The sequence below is a fragment of the Mesorhizobium australicum genome, from assembly GCF_900177325.1.
GTDB lineage: Bacteria > Pseudomonadota > Alphaproteobacteria > Rhizobiales > Rhizobiaceae > Mesorhizobium_A > Mesorhizobium_A australicum_A.
This window is the reverse complement of record NZ_FXBL01000004.1, coordinates 2,083,064-2,100,502: the sequence shown is the minus strand read 5'-3', so window position 1 is coordinate 2,100,502 and position 17,439 is coordinate 2,083,064. Positions and strand designations below refer to the sequence as shown.

The 17,439-nt window shown below is 67.0% G+C and carries 17 protein-coding genes and 1 tRNA gene; 8 read left to right on the top strand and 10 right to left on the bottom strand.

What is annotated here, in order from left to right; genetic code table 11:
- Positions 1-3 precede the first annotated feature (3 nt).
- The 4 genes from B9Z03_RS12685 to B9Z03_RS12670 form a co-directional block, all read right to left on the bottom strand.
- A complete protein-coding gene (locus tag B9Z03_RS12685) occupies positions 4-1,326 on the bottom strand; it encodes a DUF2793 domain-containing protein (RefSeq protein ID WP_085464529.1) in 1,323 nt (440 codons plus the stop codon).
- Positions 1,327-1,549: 223 nt separating this feature from the next.
- Positions 1,550-2,473, bottom strand: a complete 924-nt coding sequence (locus B9Z03_RS12680) for a glycosyltransferase (RefSeq protein ID WP_244561732.1) — start codon at positions 2,471-2,473, stop codon at positions 1,550-1,552.
- A gap of 58 nt (positions 2,474-2,531) precedes the next feature.
- Positions 2,532-2,606: transfer RNA gene (locus B9Z03_RS12675), tRNA-Gln, on the bottom strand.
- Between the two features lie 83 nt (positions 2,607-2,689).
- A complete protein-coding gene (locus B9Z03_RS12670; RefSeq protein ID WP_085464528.1) occupies positions 2,690-3,292 on the bottom strand; it encodes a biotin transporter BioY in 603 nt (200 codons plus the stop codon).
- A gap of 129 nt (positions 3,293-3,421) precedes the next feature.
- Here B9Z03_RS12670 and B9Z03_RS12665 point away from each other — a divergent pair, with 129 nt between their 5' ends.
- Positions 3,422-4,327, top strand: a complete 906-nt coding sequence (locus B9Z03_RS12665; RefSeq protein WP_085464527.1) for an MBL fold metallo-hydrolase — start codon at positions 3,422-3,424, stop codon at positions 4,325-4,327.
- Between the two features lie 34 nt (positions 4,328-4,361).
- Positions 4,362-4,520 carry a DUF6471 domain-containing protein gene (locus B9Z03_RS30280; protein WP_280174843.1) on the top strand — a complete coding sequence of 53 codons (159 nt, stop codon included), beginning with the start codon at positions 4,362-4,364 and terminating at the stop codon, positions 4,518-4,520.
- Here the strand turns inward: B9Z03_RS30280 and B9Z03_RS12660 are convergent.
- From B9Z03_RS12660 to B9Z03_RS12650, 3 genes are all read right to left on the bottom strand, one after another.
- Positions 4,489-5,151 carry a hypothetical protein gene (locus tag B9Z03_RS12660; RefSeq protein ID WP_139832258.1) on the bottom strand — a complete coding sequence of 221 codons (663 nt, stop codon included), beginning with the start codon at positions 5,149-5,151 and terminating at the stop codon, positions 4,489-4,491. The genes B9Z03_RS30280 and B9Z03_RS12660 overlap by 32 nt on opposite strands.
- 226 nt (positions 5,152-5,377) lie before the next feature.
- The gene (locus tag B9Z03_RS12655) at positions 5,378-6,160 is read right to left on the bottom strand and encodes a DUF1499 domain-containing protein (RefSeq protein ID WP_085464525.1); all 783 of its coding nucleotides are present in this window, start codon (positions 6,158-6,160) and stop codon (positions 5,378-5,380) included.
- A gap of 98 nt (positions 6,161-6,258) precedes the next feature.
- On the bottom strand, positions 6,259-7,884 hold the full coding sequence (locus tag B9Z03_RS12650) for a fatty-acid--CoA ligase (protein ID WP_085464524.1): 1,626 nt from the start codon (positions 7,882-7,884) through the stop codon (positions 6,259-6,261).
- A 165-nt stretch (positions 7,885-8,049) separates the two neighbouring features.
- On the opposite strand from B9Z03_RS12650, the gene B9Z03_RS12645 reads away from it, so the two are divergent.
- The 3 genes from B9Z03_RS12645 (at position 8,050) to B9Z03_RS12635 (ending at position 11,203) form a co-directional block, all read left to right on the top strand.
- The gene (locus B9Z03_RS12645; protein ID WP_085464523.1) at positions 8,050-8,412 is read left to right on the top strand and encodes a hypothetical protein; all 363 of its coding nucleotides are present in this window, start codon (positions 8,050-8,052) and stop codon (positions 8,410-8,412) included.
- Positions 8,413-8,621: 209 nt separating this feature from the next.
- A complete protein-coding gene (locus B9Z03_RS12640; RefSeq protein ID WP_139832257.1) occupies positions 8,622-9,710 on the top strand; it encodes a hypothetical protein in 1,089 nt (362 codons plus the stop codon).
- A 104-nt stretch (positions 9,711-9,814) separates the two neighbouring features.
- Positions 9,815-11,203, top strand: a complete 1,389-nt coding sequence (locus B9Z03_RS12635) for an aminotransferase (RefSeq protein WP_085464521.1) — start codon at positions 9,815-9,817, stop codon at positions 11,201-11,203.
- A gap of 124 nt (positions 11,204-11,327) precedes the next feature.
- Here the strand turns inward: B9Z03_RS12635 and B9Z03_RS12630 are convergent, their stop codons facing one another.
- A complete protein-coding gene (locus B9Z03_RS12630; RefSeq protein WP_085464520.1) occupies positions 11,328-12,062 on the bottom strand; it encodes a polysaccharide deacetylase family protein in 735 nt (244 codons plus the stop codon).
- 104 nt (positions 12,063-12,166) lie between these two features.
- Here B9Z03_RS12630 and B9Z03_RS12625 point away from each other — a divergent pair, with 104 nt between their 5' ends.
- Positions 12,167-12,538 carry a DUF427 domain-containing protein gene (locus B9Z03_RS12625; protein ID WP_085464519.1) on the top strand — a complete coding sequence of 124 codons (372 nt, stop codon included), beginning with the start codon at positions 12,167-12,169 and terminating at the stop codon, positions 12,536-12,538.
- Positions 12,539-12,543: 5 nt separating this feature from the next.
- On the opposite strand, the gene B9Z03_RS12620 is transcribed toward B9Z03_RS12625, so the two are convergent.
- Positions 12,544-13,635: a glycosyltransferase family 9 protein gene (locus B9Z03_RS12620; protein ID WP_085464518.1), complete on the bottom strand. Its 1,092-nt coding sequence runs from the start codon at positions 13,633-13,635 to the stop codon at positions 12,544-12,546.
- Between the two features lie 194 nt (positions 13,636-13,829).
- Here B9Z03_RS12620 and B9Z03_RS12615 point away from each other — a divergent pair, with 194 nt between their 5' ends.
- Entirely contained in the window at positions 13,830-14,066 is a 237-nt protein-coding gene (locus B9Z03_RS12615) for a DUF1902 domain-containing protein (protein WP_085464517.1), read from the top strand.
- A gap of 162 nt (positions 14,067-14,228) precedes the next feature.
- On the opposite strand, the gene ppdK is transcribed toward B9Z03_RS12615, so the two are convergent.
- Positions 14,229-16,892 carry a pyruvate, phosphate dikinase gene (gene ppdK / locus B9Z03_RS12610; RefSeq protein WP_085464516.1) on the bottom strand — a complete coding sequence of 888 codons (2,664 nt, stop codon included), beginning with the start codon at positions 16,890-16,892 and terminating at the stop codon, positions 14,229-14,231.
- Between the two features lie 153 nt (positions 16,893-17,045).
- Between ppdK and B9Z03_RS12605 the strand changes: the two genes are divergently transcribed.
- Entirely contained in the window at positions 17,046-17,435 is a 390-nt protein-coding gene (locus tag B9Z03_RS12605) for an acyl-CoA thioesterase (RefSeq protein WP_085464515.1), read from the top strand.
- Positions 17,436-17,439 lie beyond the last annotated feature (4 nt).

Genomic DNA, 17,439 nt, shown 5'->3' with positions numbered 1-17,439 from the left:
CGATCACGACACCACCGCCCCGTCGGGAAAGCGCCAGTTCGTTCCGTCGGACACTGCCATGCGCCGGTTCGAGCTGCCGTCCGAGACATGGATCAACTGCCCTTCCGGCGACGCCGCGGGCAGCCCGGCCACCGTGTAGGAGCGCAGCATCAGGTGGCGCTCGGCGCTGACGATCGTGTTCGCGCCGTTCATCTGCAGCGCGATCGGGCTGCCGGTGCCGTCGCCGACGCGGACGTTGAGCCCGGTGAGCCTCAGATGCGGCACCGCGCTCGCTGTGCCGTTGACGCAGACCGAGAACGCCATGTCCAGGCCGCGCGCCGTGTCCGTCCAGGCCTCCGTCGCGCGCGCCACGATGCCGCCGAGCGACACGGCGTTGTACTGCGTCGCGCCATAGCCGAAGGCCGCAATGTTGAAGACCTGGTCGCCGCTCTGCAGCGCCGAGGGTGCCGCCGCGGTGCCGCGCGCCTTGCGGAAGGTGAAGTTCGGGCCGCCCGCGCCGCTGTTGTAATTGTCGAACAGGACGCGCGTCGCGTCGCCCTGGTTCGACACATGCATGATCGTGCCGGCCGGGCCGGCCTGCGGTGCGTGCGCGGCTCCATGCAGCTGGAAGGCGCCCGTCATCGTGTCGCCCTGCCGCGACATGGCGTAGCGCCGCGTCGCGATGCCGAGCTCCTCCACGGGATCGCCGGCGACGACAGCCAGCCCGCTCGCCGCGTCCACCGCCAGTGCCTGCGTCCAGGCGCTGCCATCGGGCGACACCTTCACCGAGAAGTCGTCCTCGCCTGCCAACCCGAACTCGGCGCGGCCGGAGAAGCCGGTCTGGAACAGCACCGAGGCCGTGTCGCCGGCGTCCGCCTTGTTGATCTTCAGCCGATGGTCGCCGCCCTCGTGGCTGAACAGGCTGGCGGCGCTCGCCACCGCGAGCCGGTTGCCCGCATCCGCCGTCGCGTTCACGCCCACCAGCGCGACCGGGTTGAGCCCGGCGGCCACCGCATCCACCCAGTCCGTGCCGTCGAACAGGACGAGCGCCTCCTCGTCGGCGACCCAGGCGATCCAGCCGGGCCGCGGCGCGACGATCGCCCAGCCGCCCGGCCGCGCCACCGCGATCTTGCCGCTATGTCCGCTCCAGGCGCCGGAGGGTGCCGCGCCGACGATGTAGCGGTCGCCCTCGTCCGGATCGCTAGGCGGCGCGGAAATCGCGTTTGACAGCACCGAGAGCTGCACCACCGCGTCGAGGATCTCGAGCGACTGGTTGTGCGTCACGTGCTTCTGCGCCTGCGAGGGCATGATGTAGGGCATTTTCAGGGTCGGGGTCTGGTCTGCCATGGCGTTCTCCGCGTTTGTCGCGCGCAGAATCGCCCGGCCCGCTGCCCCGGTTGATCGATCAGGCCTGCGTCACGGGCAAATCCTCCCCGCCCCCTGCATCAACTCGCTGAAAACGCTCCTCGAATCGCTCCGACCGTCGCGGCATTTTCCTCGAAGACGAAAAAATCCATCCACGTCCCGCACCCGAAAATCGCGCCAGGCAGCCAGCGCATTTCGAGCAGGCTCAGAGCCGGTTGATCGCCGATGCGATATAGAGGCTCGCCTGCCCCTTTGCGCTCTGGCGGTGGATGCCGCTGCGGCGCAGCTCGATCAGCCGCCACGGCAGCCACATGCCGCGCAGCGCCGCGAAGCGGTCGAGCACATCCCGCGCATCGTCGGTCAGGAGGTCGCGGCAGGCCTGCAGGCCGGCGAGGTTGCGGTCGGTCCAGCGCGCGAAGCCGCCGCTGAGGAGGAAGCCGGTCCGGCCCAGCCGCGCCCGCAGCCCGTCGTTCGATCCGACCAGGTTGCCGACATGCTGGCGGTAGTCGATGCGCGGCTCCGGCGAATAGTGGAACGCGCCGCCCGCGCCGGTCACCATCATGTAGCACCACCAGTCGTGGCTGACGAAGCCGCTGCGCCGCGAGGCCTCGGCCATCAGGCCGTGCGCCGCGCGGTTCATTACCATCGTGTTGCCGCCTGCGATCGACTGCACGATCGCGTTGCGGAAGCTTGGCGGCTCGGCAAACAGCGGCGACAAGCCGACCGGCCGCCCCTCGATGTCGACGATGCGCGTGCGGCTGCCGTAGAGCGCCGGCGTGTCCGCCGGCTGCCGCGACAGCCAGCCGATCGCGGCCTCCAGCTTGTCGGGCGCCCAGATATCGTCCTGGTCGCAGAAGGCAAAGTAGTCCGCCTCGATGTCCGGATTGACCATCAGCGAGCGGAAATTCTCGGCAAACCCTTCGCCCGGCCCGCGCAGGATGGTGAAGTGCCCCTTCGTCCAACCGGACGCGATCTCCCCCAGAAGCTCCATCGAGCCGTCAGAGGAGCCGTCGACGGAGACCCAGACGTCGATGTCGGACACGGTCTGGCGGGCGAGCGAGGCGAACTGCTCGGCCAGAAAGCGCTCGCCATTGTGGACGCAAGCGAGAATCGCCACCCGGGTGGTCACGTGCAGCCTTTCCGTCGAACGTCGTGCATTCGTTCCGGACGGCGCATGTCGGAAAAGGTGGCTGGGGCGCCTGGATTCGAACCAGGGAATGGCGGTACCAAAAACCGCTGCCTTACCGCTTGGCTACGCCCCAATCCGGCAGGCCGCCAGAGCGATGGCGGCCTTATAGTGGTTCGGCGGACGACGTGCAACGCGGTCGTCGGCGTCGGCGCAGTTTTACTTTTTCGCGCCGAAGGCCGAGAAGAGCGACCACACGGCGGGAGCGGCGACCGCCACCAGCGCCACCTTGACGAGGTCGCCATAGACGAATGGCGCCACGCCGCCGAGCCAGGCCTTTTCAGCGCCGATCAGGGTCGCGAGCCAGGCGAAGCCGAGGCCGAGCACCAGCGCCTCGCCGACGAGCAGCGCTGCGCCGAGCTTCAGCGGGTTGCGGTCGAAGCCGCGGTCCGCCGCCCAGCCGGCGATCACGGCGGCGGCGATGTAGCCGACGAGGTATCCGCCCGTCGGGCCCATCATGTAGGCGAGGCCGATGCCCCTCTCCGGCGTGCCCTGGAACACAGGCAGGCCGGCCGCGCCTTCCACGAGGTAGGCGATGAGCGTCACCAGCGCCAGGCGCCAGCCATAGGCGACGCCGAGCCCCATCACGGCCAGCGTGCCGAGATTGATGTCCACCAGCCCGAGCGGTACCCTGGTCTTGGCGGCGATCGTCAGGATCAGCGTGCCGGCGACGACGAGCGCTGCCTGCGCGGCGAAGCGCGCCACGCCGCCCTGCGGCAGGGCGAGGCTGACAAGCGGACGCATGACGATGGCATTGGACATTCGTTGGTTCCCTCACAAAAGCGGCCGCGTGGCGGCCGGTCCTCATCCGGGTTTCGGTATATGGGCTTCCATGATATGCGGCAACCGCTTTCGCCGCTCCGCCGTCCGCCCCTCCCAGGATGTTTCCGCATGGCCATCGAGTTCCAGACCGCCTTCGACCCGGCCTACGGATCGGCCGTTCCGATCGCTCCGGGCGTGTCCCGGCTGACGGTCAACAATCCCAGCGCCTTTACCTTCTACGGCACCAACACCTATCTCGTCGGCACCGAGACGCTGGCCGTCATCGATCCAGGCCCCGAGGATGACGCGCATTTCGAGGCACTTAGGCGCGCGATCGCCGGCCGCCCGGTCAGCCACATCGTCCTCACCCACACCCATCGCGACCACTCGCCGCTGGCGCGCCGGCTGAAGGAGCTGACCGGCGCGACCACGGTCGCCGAAGGGCCGCACCGCGCCTCGCGGCCGCTGCGCATCGGCGAGACCAACCCGCTCGACGCCAGCGGCGACCTCGACTTCACACCCGATGTGCGTCTTGGCGACGGCGAGGTGGTCGAGGGCGACGGCTGGAGGCTCGGCGGCGTCTTCACGCCGGGCCACGCCGCCAACCACATGTCGTTCGGCCTCGAAGGCACCGGCATCCTGTTCTCCGGCGACCATGTCATGGCGTGGTCCACCTCGATCGTGGCGCCGCCCGACGGCTCGATGTCCGACTACATGGCCTCGCTCGACCGGCTGCTCGCCCGCGACGACCGGCTCTACCTTCCCGGCCATGGTGGTGAGCTGCGCAAGCCGCTCCCCTTCCTGCGCGGCCTGAAAGCCCACCGCAAGATGCGCGAGCGCGCCATCCTGGAAAGGCTGCGGCAGGGCGACCGCACCATCCCCGACATGGTCAAGGCGATCTACCGCGAGACCGACCCAAAACTCCACGGCGCGGCGGGGCTGTCGGTGCTGGCGCATATCGAGGATCTTGTCGCCAAAGGCGCGGCGATCGCGGAGACGGACGTGTCGATTGACGGGGTGTACCGGGCGGGGTGAGGGCTGGTGGGGTCAGGCCGGCTAGCGAAAGGGCGTGACGTATGCGCAGCTAGCCGAGAAGCTGGCGGCTATGGACATTCAGGAATCGGAGCGTAACCTGAACAACAAGATTAGCCGAGGGGGGTTCAGCGCGGCTTTCTTGCTTCAATGCCTTCAAGCGATTATTTTGGGGACATTGAATCTTGGGCGATAAGACGAAGCATCTTCTCTTTCTCATCAGCCGATGCTTTCATTTTAGCCCATTTCTCAGCCAGATTTGGGTCAGCTATGGGAAAACTTGGATCTTTGGCTTCAATCTGGAAATGATAATGAGTGTCCAATGTGGTTTCGCTCGTAATAAACTGCTTCGCTGAAGGACTGTCTCTGTAGTCAGGCAGCGGGACAGCGCAGATCTTTCCCATAACTCTGAACCATTCGGCTTGTCCCTCCTTCGTTTTCAAGTCTGGATTCTTCTCAGCAAGCTCCCGCTTGAGGCCGTCGATTTGAACGAGGCCGATTGCGGCGGCCACTCCGCTGCTGACCATGGCCACATGCCGCTCAAGCCTCATCATTGCGGCTGTGTTGGCCTGCCCATACAGTTTTTCGATCTCATCGGGAGTGAGCTTGTTGCTCCACAACTTGGAAGCCAGGAACAACATCCAGAATACCGTAAGGCCCGCCGGGACCCACCAAGGCGTCGCGACTAGCCAATACAGAAAGCGAACAACAAGAAGCGCGTCATCCGGCATGGCGACGAGCCCAAGAAGAGTCCCGACTAACTTTATGCCGTCCCACGCTCCTATAAGCGCGAGCGTGATGAGCGCGGAAAACTTCCACCAAGCCATTTTCATCATTTGAGAAGAATGGCAGAAGAGCCGCAACGTGTGGAGTCGCCATCTCAGCGCCTCCCAAGCTTGGTGCGTTTCCTACATAAGGCCGCATCAGTGGGAGAAAACGCCGCCCTCCGGTGCCCCCGCGACATTAGCATCGGCGACGCCGTCAAAGTCGCCGGCCCGCTTGCGGAGAGAGGCCGCAGAACGCCGACAGCCGCCAGGCAGCTCCCGGCCGCCCCTACTCCGCCACCGGCTCCCCCTTCACCGCCGCGTCCAGCTCAGTCAAAAACCCCTCGATGCGCCGGGCGTTGTCGCCGAGGTCGTGCCGGCCCCAGCGCGAGACCGAGCGCATGTCGACATAGACCGCGGCGTCCTCGTCCACCACGCGCACGGCCACGTCCACCGGAAACCCGAGCAGGAAGGTGTAGGCGACGATCTCGATGGTGATCTCGCTCTGGCCCTCGGCAAGCTGCGGGTCGCCGCGCACCGTCCAGCCGCGGTCGCGCGCCAGCTTGACGATCGCCTGGATCACGAGGTCCGGCGCGACCTCGTAGCGGCGGCCGATCACGCCCGGATAGTTCTCGAGCTGCAGTTCGGTATCGCGCGGCGTCGGCGTCGTCACTGGATTGGTCGGCCCGCCGCGCTCCGCCGCCGCCAGCGGCAGTTGCGGCGGGTTGACGACGTCGGTCGAGATGTCCGTCAGCGACGGCAGCGTCACCACCTGCCAGGCCGAGACGAGGAAGGGCGCCAGAACGATGAGCGCGATCAGCGCGCCCGCGGCCGAGTCGCGCCCGCCTTTGTCGCCGCGCGTCCACAGGCGATAAAAGCCCCAGGCCGCGCAGCACAGCGCGGCGATGCCGAGCGCGCCGACGATGCCGAGCAGCCAGAGGAACGAGATCGTGTCGACGAGCCCGTAACGGTGCCCGAGCCCGGACATGACGAACAGCACGGCCGCGAAGAAAGCCAGCCGGCGCGACCAGCGGGCCGCGCGCGAAACGCGCCGTTCGACGACTGCCGCCATGTGACCGGAAGCTCCCTCGCTGCGAAGACCGGCGGTCACTTATGCCGATTTGGCCGGGAACTCAAAGTCCCGGCCCGACGGCCCCGCTTTGGACGCCCTCACGCCGGCAGCTTGTATCCCTTGAAGTGCTCGCGCAGCGTCGTCTTCTGGATCTTGCCGGTGGCCGTGTGCGGTATTTCGGGCACGAAGACCACATCGTCGGGCATCCACCATTTGGCGATCTTGCCGTCCATGAAGCCGAGGATCTGTTCCTTGGTCGGCTCCTTGCCGGGCTTCCTGACCACCACCAGCAGCGGCCGCTCGTCCCATTTCGGATGCGCGATGCCGATCACCGCGGCCTCCGCCACCTCGGGATGGCCAACGGCGAGGTTTTCCAGCTCGATCGACGAGATCCACTCGCCACCCGACTTGATCACGTCCTTCGAGCGGTCGGTGATCTGCATGTAGCCGTTGGTGTTGATGTGGGCGACGTCGCCGGTGTCGAACCAGCCGTCGGCGTCGAACTGCTCCTTGCCCGCGCCGCCGTAATAGCCCTTGGCGACCGCCGGGCCGCGCACCTTGAGGCGGCCGAAGGTCTTGCCGTCCCACGGCAGCTCTCGGTCGTCGTCGTCCGTCACCTTCATCTCGACGCCGAAGGGCGACCAGCCTTGAGTCTGCTTGACGTCCAGCAGCGCCTCGCCGGTCAGGTCCTGGTATTCCGGCTTCATCGTGCACAGCGAGCCGAGCGGGCTCATCTCGGTCATGCCCCAGGCATGGATCACCTGCACGCCGTAGTTCTTCTCGAATTTCTCGGTGATGGCGCGCGGGCAGGCCGAGCCGCCGATGACGACCTTGTTGAGATGCGGCAGCGTCAGGTTGTTGGCCTCCAGATGCTGCAACAGCATCAGCCACACCGTTGGCACGGCGGCCGAGAAGGTCACCTTCTCCGTGTCGAGCAGCTCGTAGATCGAGGCGCCATCCATCTTGCCGCCGGGCATCACCATCTTGGCGCCGATCATCGGTGCGCTCTGGCCCAACCCCCAGGCATTGGCGTGGAACATCGGCACCACCGGCAGGATCACGTCGCGCGACGAGATGCCCATGGCGTCGGGCATCGCCGCCATCATGCCGTGGATGACATTCGAGCGGTGCGAATAGAGCACGCCCTTCGGATCGCCCGTGGTGCCCGAGGTGTAGCACATGCCGCAGGCCTCGTTCTCCTCGACGTCGACCCAGCGGAAATCGTCGTCGCCATCCGCCAGCCATTCCTCATAGGCCACCACGTTGGGCAGCGCCGTGGCCGGCATGTGCGCCTTGTCGGTGAACACGATGATTTTCCTGAGCGACTTCACCATCGGCGCGATCTTCTCGATCAGCGGCATGAAGGTGAGGTCGACGAACAGCGCCTGGTCCTCGGCGTGGTTCATGATCCACACGAGCTGCTCGGGAAAGAGGCGCGGGTTGAGCGTGTGGTAGACGCCGCCCATGCCCATGATGCCGTACCAGGCTTCGAGATGGTTGCCGGTGTTCCAGGCCAGCGTGCCGATCCGGTCGGAGCGCTTGAAGCCGTCGCGCGCCAGAAGCTGCGCCACCTTCAGCGCCCGCAGGCGAATGTCGTTGTAGGTGGTGCGCACGATGGGGCCTTCCACCGAGCGCGACACGATCTCCCGGTGACCGTGCTGCCGCGCGGCATGATCGATCACCTTGTGGCAGACCAGCGGCCACTCCTGCATCAGTCCAAGCATAGAATTCCTCCCGAAGGCTTCGGCGCGAATTTCGTGCTACGCGAAGCACTTGTCCAGTGCCGCCGGAATGACTTTTCGTCAACCTCGAACAGCACCGCACCCGCCACATTGCAGCCATTCTCGCCGGCATAGCTCGCTCAGGCGGACCTTCAGGATGAGTCTCCCATGGAAACGCATGCGGCCAACGCGCCGGCCCCGGTCAGGCCTTCCCTCGAAGTGGTCGAGCTCGAATTCGCGCTCGACCTGGAAGACGTCAAGGCCGGCTTCGACGAGGCGGCTGCGGCGGCAGCCAGGGCAACCGGCGGCGCGCTCCTCTTCACCATGCCGACGGCAGCCATTGCAGACTGCAGCCGGGTCGCCGTCATCAGCCTCGGCGAGCGCGGCGACCACGAACTGGTGCTGGCGATCCTCGGCGAGGATGGCATAAGCACCCGCATCGAGACCGCCGCCGAGAGCAGCAACCCCATCGCCCGCCTCGCCCGCTCCTGGTCGCAGGTGATGGCGCGCATGCCCGCCATCGCGGCCTGAGCTGTCTCCGGGCGCAAGCCAGCAGAACGTGCAGCGGTCATCGACCGGATCCATCGACTTTGGCGAGGGATGGACTCGTGGCCACGATTGCCGGCGATTGCCGGTCTCCCAACACGCCTTCGTGCCGAAAGATCGGTTTTATTTCGGCTTCCCAAACCTACCGTTACGGAAGATAGTGGAACGGGACAGCTTGGTTGGGAACGACCTATATGAAGCGATTTCTTGCATTTTGCCTTTCCACGCTTGCACTCCTCGTTTTCGCACTTCCCGCTTCGGCACAGACCGCGACCGGTCTTCGGTCAACGGCTTCGCCACCTCAAATGTCGACGCCGTCGCAACCGATGCTTTCAACCGCCCAGCGCGCGGCGATCGCCAAGGATCTCGTGGCGAAGTGGCAGTCCGCCGCCGACAGCCGTCCGGGCGGCGGCGGTTCCCGATGGGCGAGGATGCTGACCAAGGCCGTCATGGCCGCCGGTGCCGAGAATGTTCTGAAGGCCACCACCGCGCGGTCGGTCGACGAGGTGCCCCTCGCGCTGACCGGTGGCGACATCGCAAATCCTGCCCCGCCCGAAAACCAGGTCGCCGGCAGCGGGTCGGTCGCACCACAAACCTTGGGCAGTTATTACAACGATCTGGTCTACACGCCTCTCCCCTATGGCCGATGCCGCATAGCCAACTCGGTCGTGCTCGGCTCGCCCCTCGTGGGAACGCGAAACCTCTACATCGAGGACGCCCCCAACTACACCTCCCAGGGCGGAGCCGGCACATATGCGAACGGCACGGGTTCGACAAACTGCGGCATCAATCTCTATGCCGCCGCCTATGCCGTCAGCGTCACGTTGCAGTCACCGGCGGGCGCCGGCGCTTTCAAAGTGTTCAAATACGGCACCCCATACCAGACGGGCAACACGGTCTGGATGAACGCGGGAAGCTCCGGGGCGAGCGCGGATCTCATCGTCAGCAGTTGTCAGGGATGCGCGTTCGACATCAGTATCTATTCGGGCGTCTCCGTCCACTATCTGATCGACATCGTCGGATATTACATGCCGCCCGTACGCACTGCCCTGTCTTGCTACGACACCGGCGCAAATGTTTCTCAACTGGGCAGTGGTTATAGTGGCTACTTCCCGCCACCCTCTTGTCCCGGCGGCTACAGCAGGGTCAGCACGAATTGCTGGTCCAGCCTTGCGGCAGTGACTTTGGCCCAGTGGACCACAGGTTGCATAGCTTACAATTTCTCCGGGGGAACAAGCGATATAGGAGCCTCCGCAAGGTGCTGCCAGGTGCCGGGCCGATAGGGCCCGGACGCCAGCTGGCTGAATGCGTTTGGTCCAGCCCCGCCGCGGGGTTACCGCACTGCAAAATCTTCGCTAGTCTCCGGCCGAACCATCGGAGACCTGTCATGAATGCCCCGCTCACCAACGTCCAGGCGCGCGACGTCGAAGCCCTGCTTCACCCCTACACGCCGATCCACCGGCTGCGGGAGATCGGTCCGCTGGTCATCGAGCGCGGCAAGGGCGTCTATGTCTACGACACGCAGGGCAAGGCCTATATCGAGGGCATGGCGGGCCTGTGGTGCACCGGCCTCGGCTATGGCGACGAGGAACTGATCGAGACCGCCACCGAGCAGCTGCGCACGCTGTCCTACTCGCACCTCTTCGGCGCCAAGGGCATGGAGCCGGCGATCGAGTTGGCCGAGAAGTTGAAGGAGATCGCGCCGATCCCGATCTCCAAGGTGTTTTACACCTCGTCCGGCTCCGAGGCCAACGACACCCAGGTCAAGCTCGCCTGGTACATGAACAATGCGCTCGGCCGGCCAAACAAGAAGAAGATCATCTCGCGCCAGAAGGCCTATCACGGCGTCACGATCATGGCCGCCTCGCTCACCGGCCTGCCCTACAACCACATGGGCTGGGACCTGCCGGTCGACCGCGTCATCCACACGGACTGCCCGCACTACTGGCGATTCGGCGAGGACGGCGAGAGCGAAGCCGAGTTCCTGGCGAGGATTGTGGGCTCCCTCCGCGATTTGATCGAGCGTGAGGGCCCCGACACGATCGCGGCGATGATCGCCGAGCCGGTGATGGGCGCCGGCGGCGTCATCGTCCCGCCGGCGGGCTATTATCCGGCGATCAAGGAGGTGCTCGACGAGCACGACATCATCCTGATCGACGACGAGGTCATCAACGGCTTCGGCCGCACCGGCAACTGGTGGGGGGCGCAGACGCACGGCATGGTGCCCACCACCATTTCCGCCGCCAAGCAGCTCACCTCGGCCTATGTGCCGCTCGGCGCGGTGCTGGTGCCGGAGGACATCTACCAGGCCTATGTCGACCATTCGCGCCAGATCGGCACGTTCGGCCACGGCTTTACCTATGGCGGCCATCCGCTCGGCTGCGCCGTCGGCGCCAAGACGATCGAGATCTACCAGAAGCGCGACATCATCGGCAAAGTGCGGGCGCTCGCGCCCGTCTTCGAGAAGCGGCTGAAGGCCGTGGCGGATCATCCGCTCGTCGGCGAGGTGCGCTATTCGGGCCTGGTCGGTGGCGTTGAGCTCGTGGCCGACAAGAAGACGAAGCGCTCCTTCGACGCCAAGAAGGGCGTCGGACCGGGGCTGGTGAGGTTCGCCGAAGGCCACGGCGCGATCCTGCGCGCCATCGGCGACACTATCGCCTTCTGCCCGCCGATGATCATCACCGAGGCCGAGCTCAACGAGCTGTTCGACCGCTTCGAAAAGGCCCTCGCCGACACCGAGGCCTGGGTCAGCAAGGAAGGTCTCCGCGCCGCCTGAGGTCTTTTCATAGGGCCGTGACGGCAGCCGCCTCATCCGGCCGCTTCGCGGCCCCCTCTCCCCTCGGGGAGAGGGTGGCGAGGCGAAGCCGAGCCGGGTGAGGGGGCGCTACTCGCCTCTCTCCTCACGGCGCCGCCGTACCGTCCGTTCCCGTCTCCGCGACATCCTCCAGCCGCACGAAGGTCGCGCCGTCGGCCTTGAGCCGCAGCAGGCCCTTCACCAGCCCCGCGCCGGCCTGGCGCGTCGGCTGGTTGACATGGGCGATGATGACGTCGCCGTCCTTCGCCGCGGCGACGCGCTTCTCCACCGAGGCCGCCCCCAGCGTCGCACCCTGGTCGGCATTGAGCGAGTAGCCGGCGACGCGGTAGCCCATCCCGCGGATCTTCGCGATTGCGGACGGCGTGTATTTCGCCGTCGCGCCGCGAAACCAGCGCGGCTTGGCGAGGCCCAGCGCGGTCATCTCGCGCGCCCCGCCCTCCACCTCCGCCGCCACCGCCTGCGGCGATCCCGCCGCCGCGATGCCGTAGATGCGCACCGCCTCGTCCACCGCCGGCACGTGGCGCGCGCCGTGGTTCTCGATCTCGAACAGAGCCGGATGGGCGAGAAGCAGCCGCACCGCGTCGGGATTACGCCTCAGCCAGCGCGCCGTGACAAAGATCGTCGCCGGAATGGCGTTCTCCACCAGCGCCGACAGGATGCGCGTGTCGGTGGCGCCGCTGCAGGCGTCGAGCGTCAGCGCCACGCGCCGCCCGCCCGCCGAGCTTTCGAGATGCAGTTGCGGCTCGACCAACCGGCTCCCGCCCGCCGCCGGCGAGCAGAGCAGCGCGACCGCAAGGACAGCAGGGAAGGCGCGTTTCATCGGGATGGGTCCAGCGGTCGAGCAGTCGTGATCTTGACCCGCCTTGCGGCAAATTCGCGGCGGCCGCAAGATCGGCGGCGCCGCATCGACAAAGGAGAGCGACGATGACCAACCCCTCCCCGGGCTTCGCCCGCAATCCGGCGAAGTCGATCACCGTCGAGCCCTACCCCGGCCCGGTCACCGTCTCGGCCGGCGGCAAAGTGATCGCACGTACAGCCCGCGCGTTGAAACTCACGGAGACGCCCTACCCGCCGGTGCTCTACATTCCCTTCGCCGACATCGATTTCTCGGCGCTGGAGAAGACGACGCATGCCAGCCACTGCCCCTACAAGGGCGACGCCTCCTACTGGAGCGTCACGCCTGCCGGTCCCCGCGGCGACAACGCGATGTGGGCCTACGAGAGGCCCTATGACGAGATGGCCGCGATCCGCGACCACGGCGCCTTCTATCCCGACCGCGTGACGATCGAGGCGTAACGCCCTCAGCTCTTGCCCAACACCCGGTCGATCGCGCTGGCCACCTCGGCCTCGCCGATCCGGGTCACGCACCACGCCTTGTTGGTGTCGTCGGGCACGCAGACGCCCGGCCGCGCGCAGGCGCAGGGCATCGGCGGCCGGATCGCCGCCGCGCGGGCGGACACCGGCCCCCAGACCTCGGGATCTGTCAACCCGAACAGGCCGACGACCGGCACGCCGACGGCTGCCGCGATATGCATCGGCCCGCTCTCGTTGCCGACGAAGAGCGCTGCCCGCGACATCAGCGCCGGCAGTGCCGCAAGCGGCAGGCGCCCGGCCAACACCGTGCCGCCGCACCCGTCCGCCACCGCCTGCGACAGGTCGCGCTCGTCCGGCCCGCCAACCAGCGCCACCTTCAGCCCGTGGCGCGCCGAGGCCTCGGCCAGCACCGCCGCGAAGCGATCCGGCGGCCAGCGGCGCGGCTCGGTGCGCGCGCCCGCATGCACGGCAATGAAGCCGCCCGGCTCCAGCCCTTCGGCCCCCAGCAGCGCATCCGCCTCCGCCTGCCGCGCCGGCGACGGCGTCAACCGCGGCGTCAGTCCGCCCGCATCCATTCCCAGCGCCGTGAGCGGCACGAGGTAGCGGTCGACATAGTGCTTTCCCGCGCCGAACCGCGGGCAGGGATGCGTCCACGGCCGGCCGAGAAAGCCGAGCACGGGGCGCTTTTCCGGCGGATCGTAGCTGACGCGCACCGGCGCGCCGACCGCCCATTGCGCCAGTTGCGAGGTGGTGCTGTCGGCGATGTCGATCGACAGGTCATATCCGCCGGCGCGCACCTGCCTCAGCAGCTTCAGGCGCACGGCCAGCCGCTCCGGGATCGACCCGCGCGCCTTGGCCCTCTCGACGCCGATCGTTCCGTCGGCGATGCCGTTGTCGCGGACGAAATCGGCGAGATGGCTCTCGCAAACCATGTCGACCCGCGCGCCGGGAAAGGCGCGTCGCAACCCCGCCGTCAGCGCGGACGAGAGCACGACGTCACCGATATATTTCGTCTGGATGACCAGGATCGAACGGATCGCGCCTCCGGTCGGGGCTGGGCGCGCGAGGGGCATGGTCATCGTATGCGGGGCCCTGTCACGGGTTCAAGCGGCTTGCTGCGGACGGCAGACCGAAAGGCAAGGCCGCGAGAATAGTCAAGGAAAAGATCACGAAGCGCGGCTACTGAAGCCCAGCGGTGCCCCGCCCTTTTCCGACACCCCCTCCCCTCTGTGCCTGTCCAGTGTTATAAGACATGGCCTCGGAGCGAGCCGGCATGTCCAAACCTGTCATTTTCACCATCACTGCGGCCTGGGACGACGAAGCATCGGTTTGGGCGGGCCATTGCGACGACATTCCGGCCGCCGCCGATGCGCCGACGCTGGACGGTCTCCTCGAAAAGATCTCCGCCATGGCGCTCGATCTCCTGCCGGACAATCATCCGGACATCGATCCGGCGTCGCTGTTCCTGCAGATCACGGCCCTGCGCGAAGCCGAGCTCGCGGCCGCCTGAATGGCGCCGCAGCGTTCCGAGCCTGGGGACTCGGAACAAAGTATGCACCAGATGCCAGATGCGGGTCGGGCCGGGCAGTTCCTCCCCCTCGGAGAGAGGGTGGTCGAGCGGAGCGGAGGCCGCGTGAGGGGGCCGGCGCCAGCAGGCGTTCTGATGAACGCCCTACCCCTTCCGCACCGCCGCCTGCGCCGCCGCCAGCCGTGCGATCGGCACGCGGAAGGGCGAGCAGGACACGTAATCCAGCCCGACCTCCTCGCAGAACGAGATCGAGGCCGGGTCGCCGCCGTGCTCGCCGCAGATGCCGAGTTTTATCTCGGGCCGCGTTGCGCGGCCCTTGTCGGCCGCGATGCGCACCAGCTCTCCAACGCCGTCGATGTCGAGCGAGACGAACGGGTCCTGCTCGATGACGCCCTTCTGTCGGTAGGTTTCAAGGAAGCTCGACGCGTCGTCTCGGCTGATGCCGAACGTCGTCTGCGTCAGGTCGTTTGTGCCGAAGGAAAAGAACTCCGCCGTCTCGGCGATCACGTGGGCGCGCAGGGCGGCGCGCGGCAGCTCGATCATCGTGCCGGTCAGATAGTCGATCGTCACGCCCGTCTCGGCCATCACCTCCTTGGCGGCGGCGTCGATGCGCGCCTTGACGAAGTCGAGCTCCGACTTCAACCCGACCAGCGGCACCATCACCTCCGGCACCACGGCCGAGCCCGTCTTCTTCGCCGCCTCCACGGCCGCCTCGAAGATGGCGCGGGCCTGCATCTCGGCGATCTCGGGATAGCTTACCGCCAGGCGGCAGCCGCGATGGCCGAGCATCGGGTTGAACTCGTGCAGCGTCTCGGTGCGGTGGCGCAGCTTGTCGGCCGAGACGCCCATCGCGGCCGCGACCTCCTCGATCTCCTCTTCCGTCTTCGGCAGGAATTCGTGCAGCGGCGGATCGAGCAGGCGGATGGTGACGGGCAGGCCCGCCATGATCTCGAACAGTTCGACGAAGTCGGAGCGCTGCATCGGCAAAAGCTTCGCCAGCGCCGCGCGCCGGCCGGCCTCGGTGTCGGCCAAAATCATCTCGCGCATGGCGACGATCCGGTCGCCATCGAAGAACATGTGCTCGGTGCGGCAAAGCCCGATGCCCTCCGCGCCGAAGGAGCGCGCCATGCGTGCGTCAGCCGGCGTCTCGGCATTGGTGCGCACCTTCATGCGGCGGGTCTCGTCGGCCCATTGCATGATCTGGGCGAAATCGCCGGAAAGCTCCGGCTGCAGCATCGCCACCTTGCCCTTCAGCACCTGGCCGCTGCCGCCGTCGATGGTGATCATGTCACCCTTCTTCAGCGTCACGCCCATCGCCATCAGCGTGCCGTTCTTGGTGTCGACGCGCAGTCCGCCGGCACCCGACACGCAGGGCTTGCCCATGCCGCGCGCCACCACCGCGGCGTGGCTCGTCATGCCGCCGCGCGTGGTCAGGATGCCTTCGGCGGCGTGCATGCCGTGGATGTCCTCGGGGCTCGTCTCGACGCGCACCAGGATCACCTTGCGGCCGGCCTTCGACGCCTCCTCCGCCTCGTCGGAGGTGAAGACGATCTCGCCGGTGGCGGCGCCCGGCGAGGCAGGCAGGCCGGAGCCGATCACCTCGCGCGTCGCCTTGGGATCGATGGTCGGATGGAGAAGCTGGTCGAGCGAGGACGGATCGATGCGCGCCACCGCCTCCTGCCGGCTGATCAGTGCTTCGGCCGCCATCTCGACGGCGATCTTCAGCGCCGCCTTGGCCGTGCGCTTGCCCGAGCGGGTCTGCAGCATCCACAGCCGGCCGCGCTCGATGGTGAATTCGAGGTCCTGCATGTCGCGGTAGTGCTTTTCCAGCCGCTGCGAAATCGTCACGAACTCGCGGTAGGCGTCGGGCATCACCTTTTCGAGCGACGGCTTGTCCGAACCGGCGGCGATGCGCGCGGCCTCGGTGATGTTCTGCGGCGTGCGGATGCCGGCCACCACGTCCTCACCCTGCGCATTGACCAGGAATTCGCCGTAGAGTGCCTTCTCGCCTGTGGACGGGTTGCGGGTAAACGCAACGCCCGTGGCCGAGGTCTCGCCCATGTTGCCGAACACCATCGCCTGCACGTTCACGGCCGTGCCCCACGATTCGGGAATGTTGTGCAGGCGGCGATAGGTGATGGCGCGCGCATTCATCCACGACGAGAACACCGCGCCGATCGCGGCCCACAGCTGCTCGTGCGGGTCCTGCGGGAACGGTTTTCCCAGCTCGGCCTCGACCTTCTCCTTGTAGAGCGCAACGAGGTGGCGCAGCTCGCCGGCCGAGAACTCGGTGTCGAGTTCGTAACCCTTGCGGTCCTTCTCCTCTTCGAGGATCTCCTCGAACACCTCGTGGTCGAGTTCCAGCACCACGTCGCAGAACATCTGGATGAAGCGGCGGTAGCTGTCCCAGGCGAAGCGCTCGTCGCCGGATTCGCGCCCGAGCGCCTCCACCGTCTCGTCGTTGAGGCCGAGGTTCAGCACCGTGTCCATCATGCCCGGCATCGACGCGCGGGCGCCCGAGCGCACCGAGACGAGCAGCAGGCGTTCCGGATCGCCGAAGGCCTTGCCGGTGATGCGGCCGATCTCGGCAAGGGCTGCCTCGACCTGGCCCTTCAGCTCGGCCGGATAGGAGCGGCCGTTGGCGTAGAAATGCGTGCAGACCTCGGTGGTGATGGTGAAGCCGGGCGGCACCGGCAGGCCGAGCGACGACATCTCGGCGAGATTCGCCCCCTTGCCGCCCAGCAGGTTCTTGTCGCCGGCCTTGCCCTCGGCACGACCGTCGCCGAACGAAAACACCCACTTGGTCATCTGCACCTCTCCGGACTCCCAGCGTGAGCGCCCAATAGCGGATTATGTTCAGCGGCACGATAACAAAATTCGTTCACGCGCGACCCTCGGGGTGCGACCCGTTGACTGGCACCTGCGCGCCGACTAGGTCCGAAGCAAAGGGAGGCCGCCGCAATGACCGATACCGACGCCAAACCCGCCGGAGAGCTGGTGCTGCGCACGCTGGCCATGCCGGCCGACACCAACGCTGCCGGCGACATCTTCGGCGGCTGGGTCATGGCGCAGATGGACCTTGCCTGCGGCATCCGCGCCGCAGAGCGCGCCAAGGGCCGCGTCGTCACCGTCGCGGTGGAGAAGATGTTCTTCGCCAAGCCGATGAAGGTCGGCGACACGCTGTCGATCTATGCCGAGATCACCCGCGTCGGCCGCACCTCGATGACGCTGTCGCTCGAAGCCTGGGCGCAGCGCTACCTCTCCGACGTAATGGAGAAGGTCACCCATGCCGACTTCGTCATGGTCGCGCTCGACAAACAGGGCAAGCCCGCGCCGATCCCGGCCGAGTGAGCCG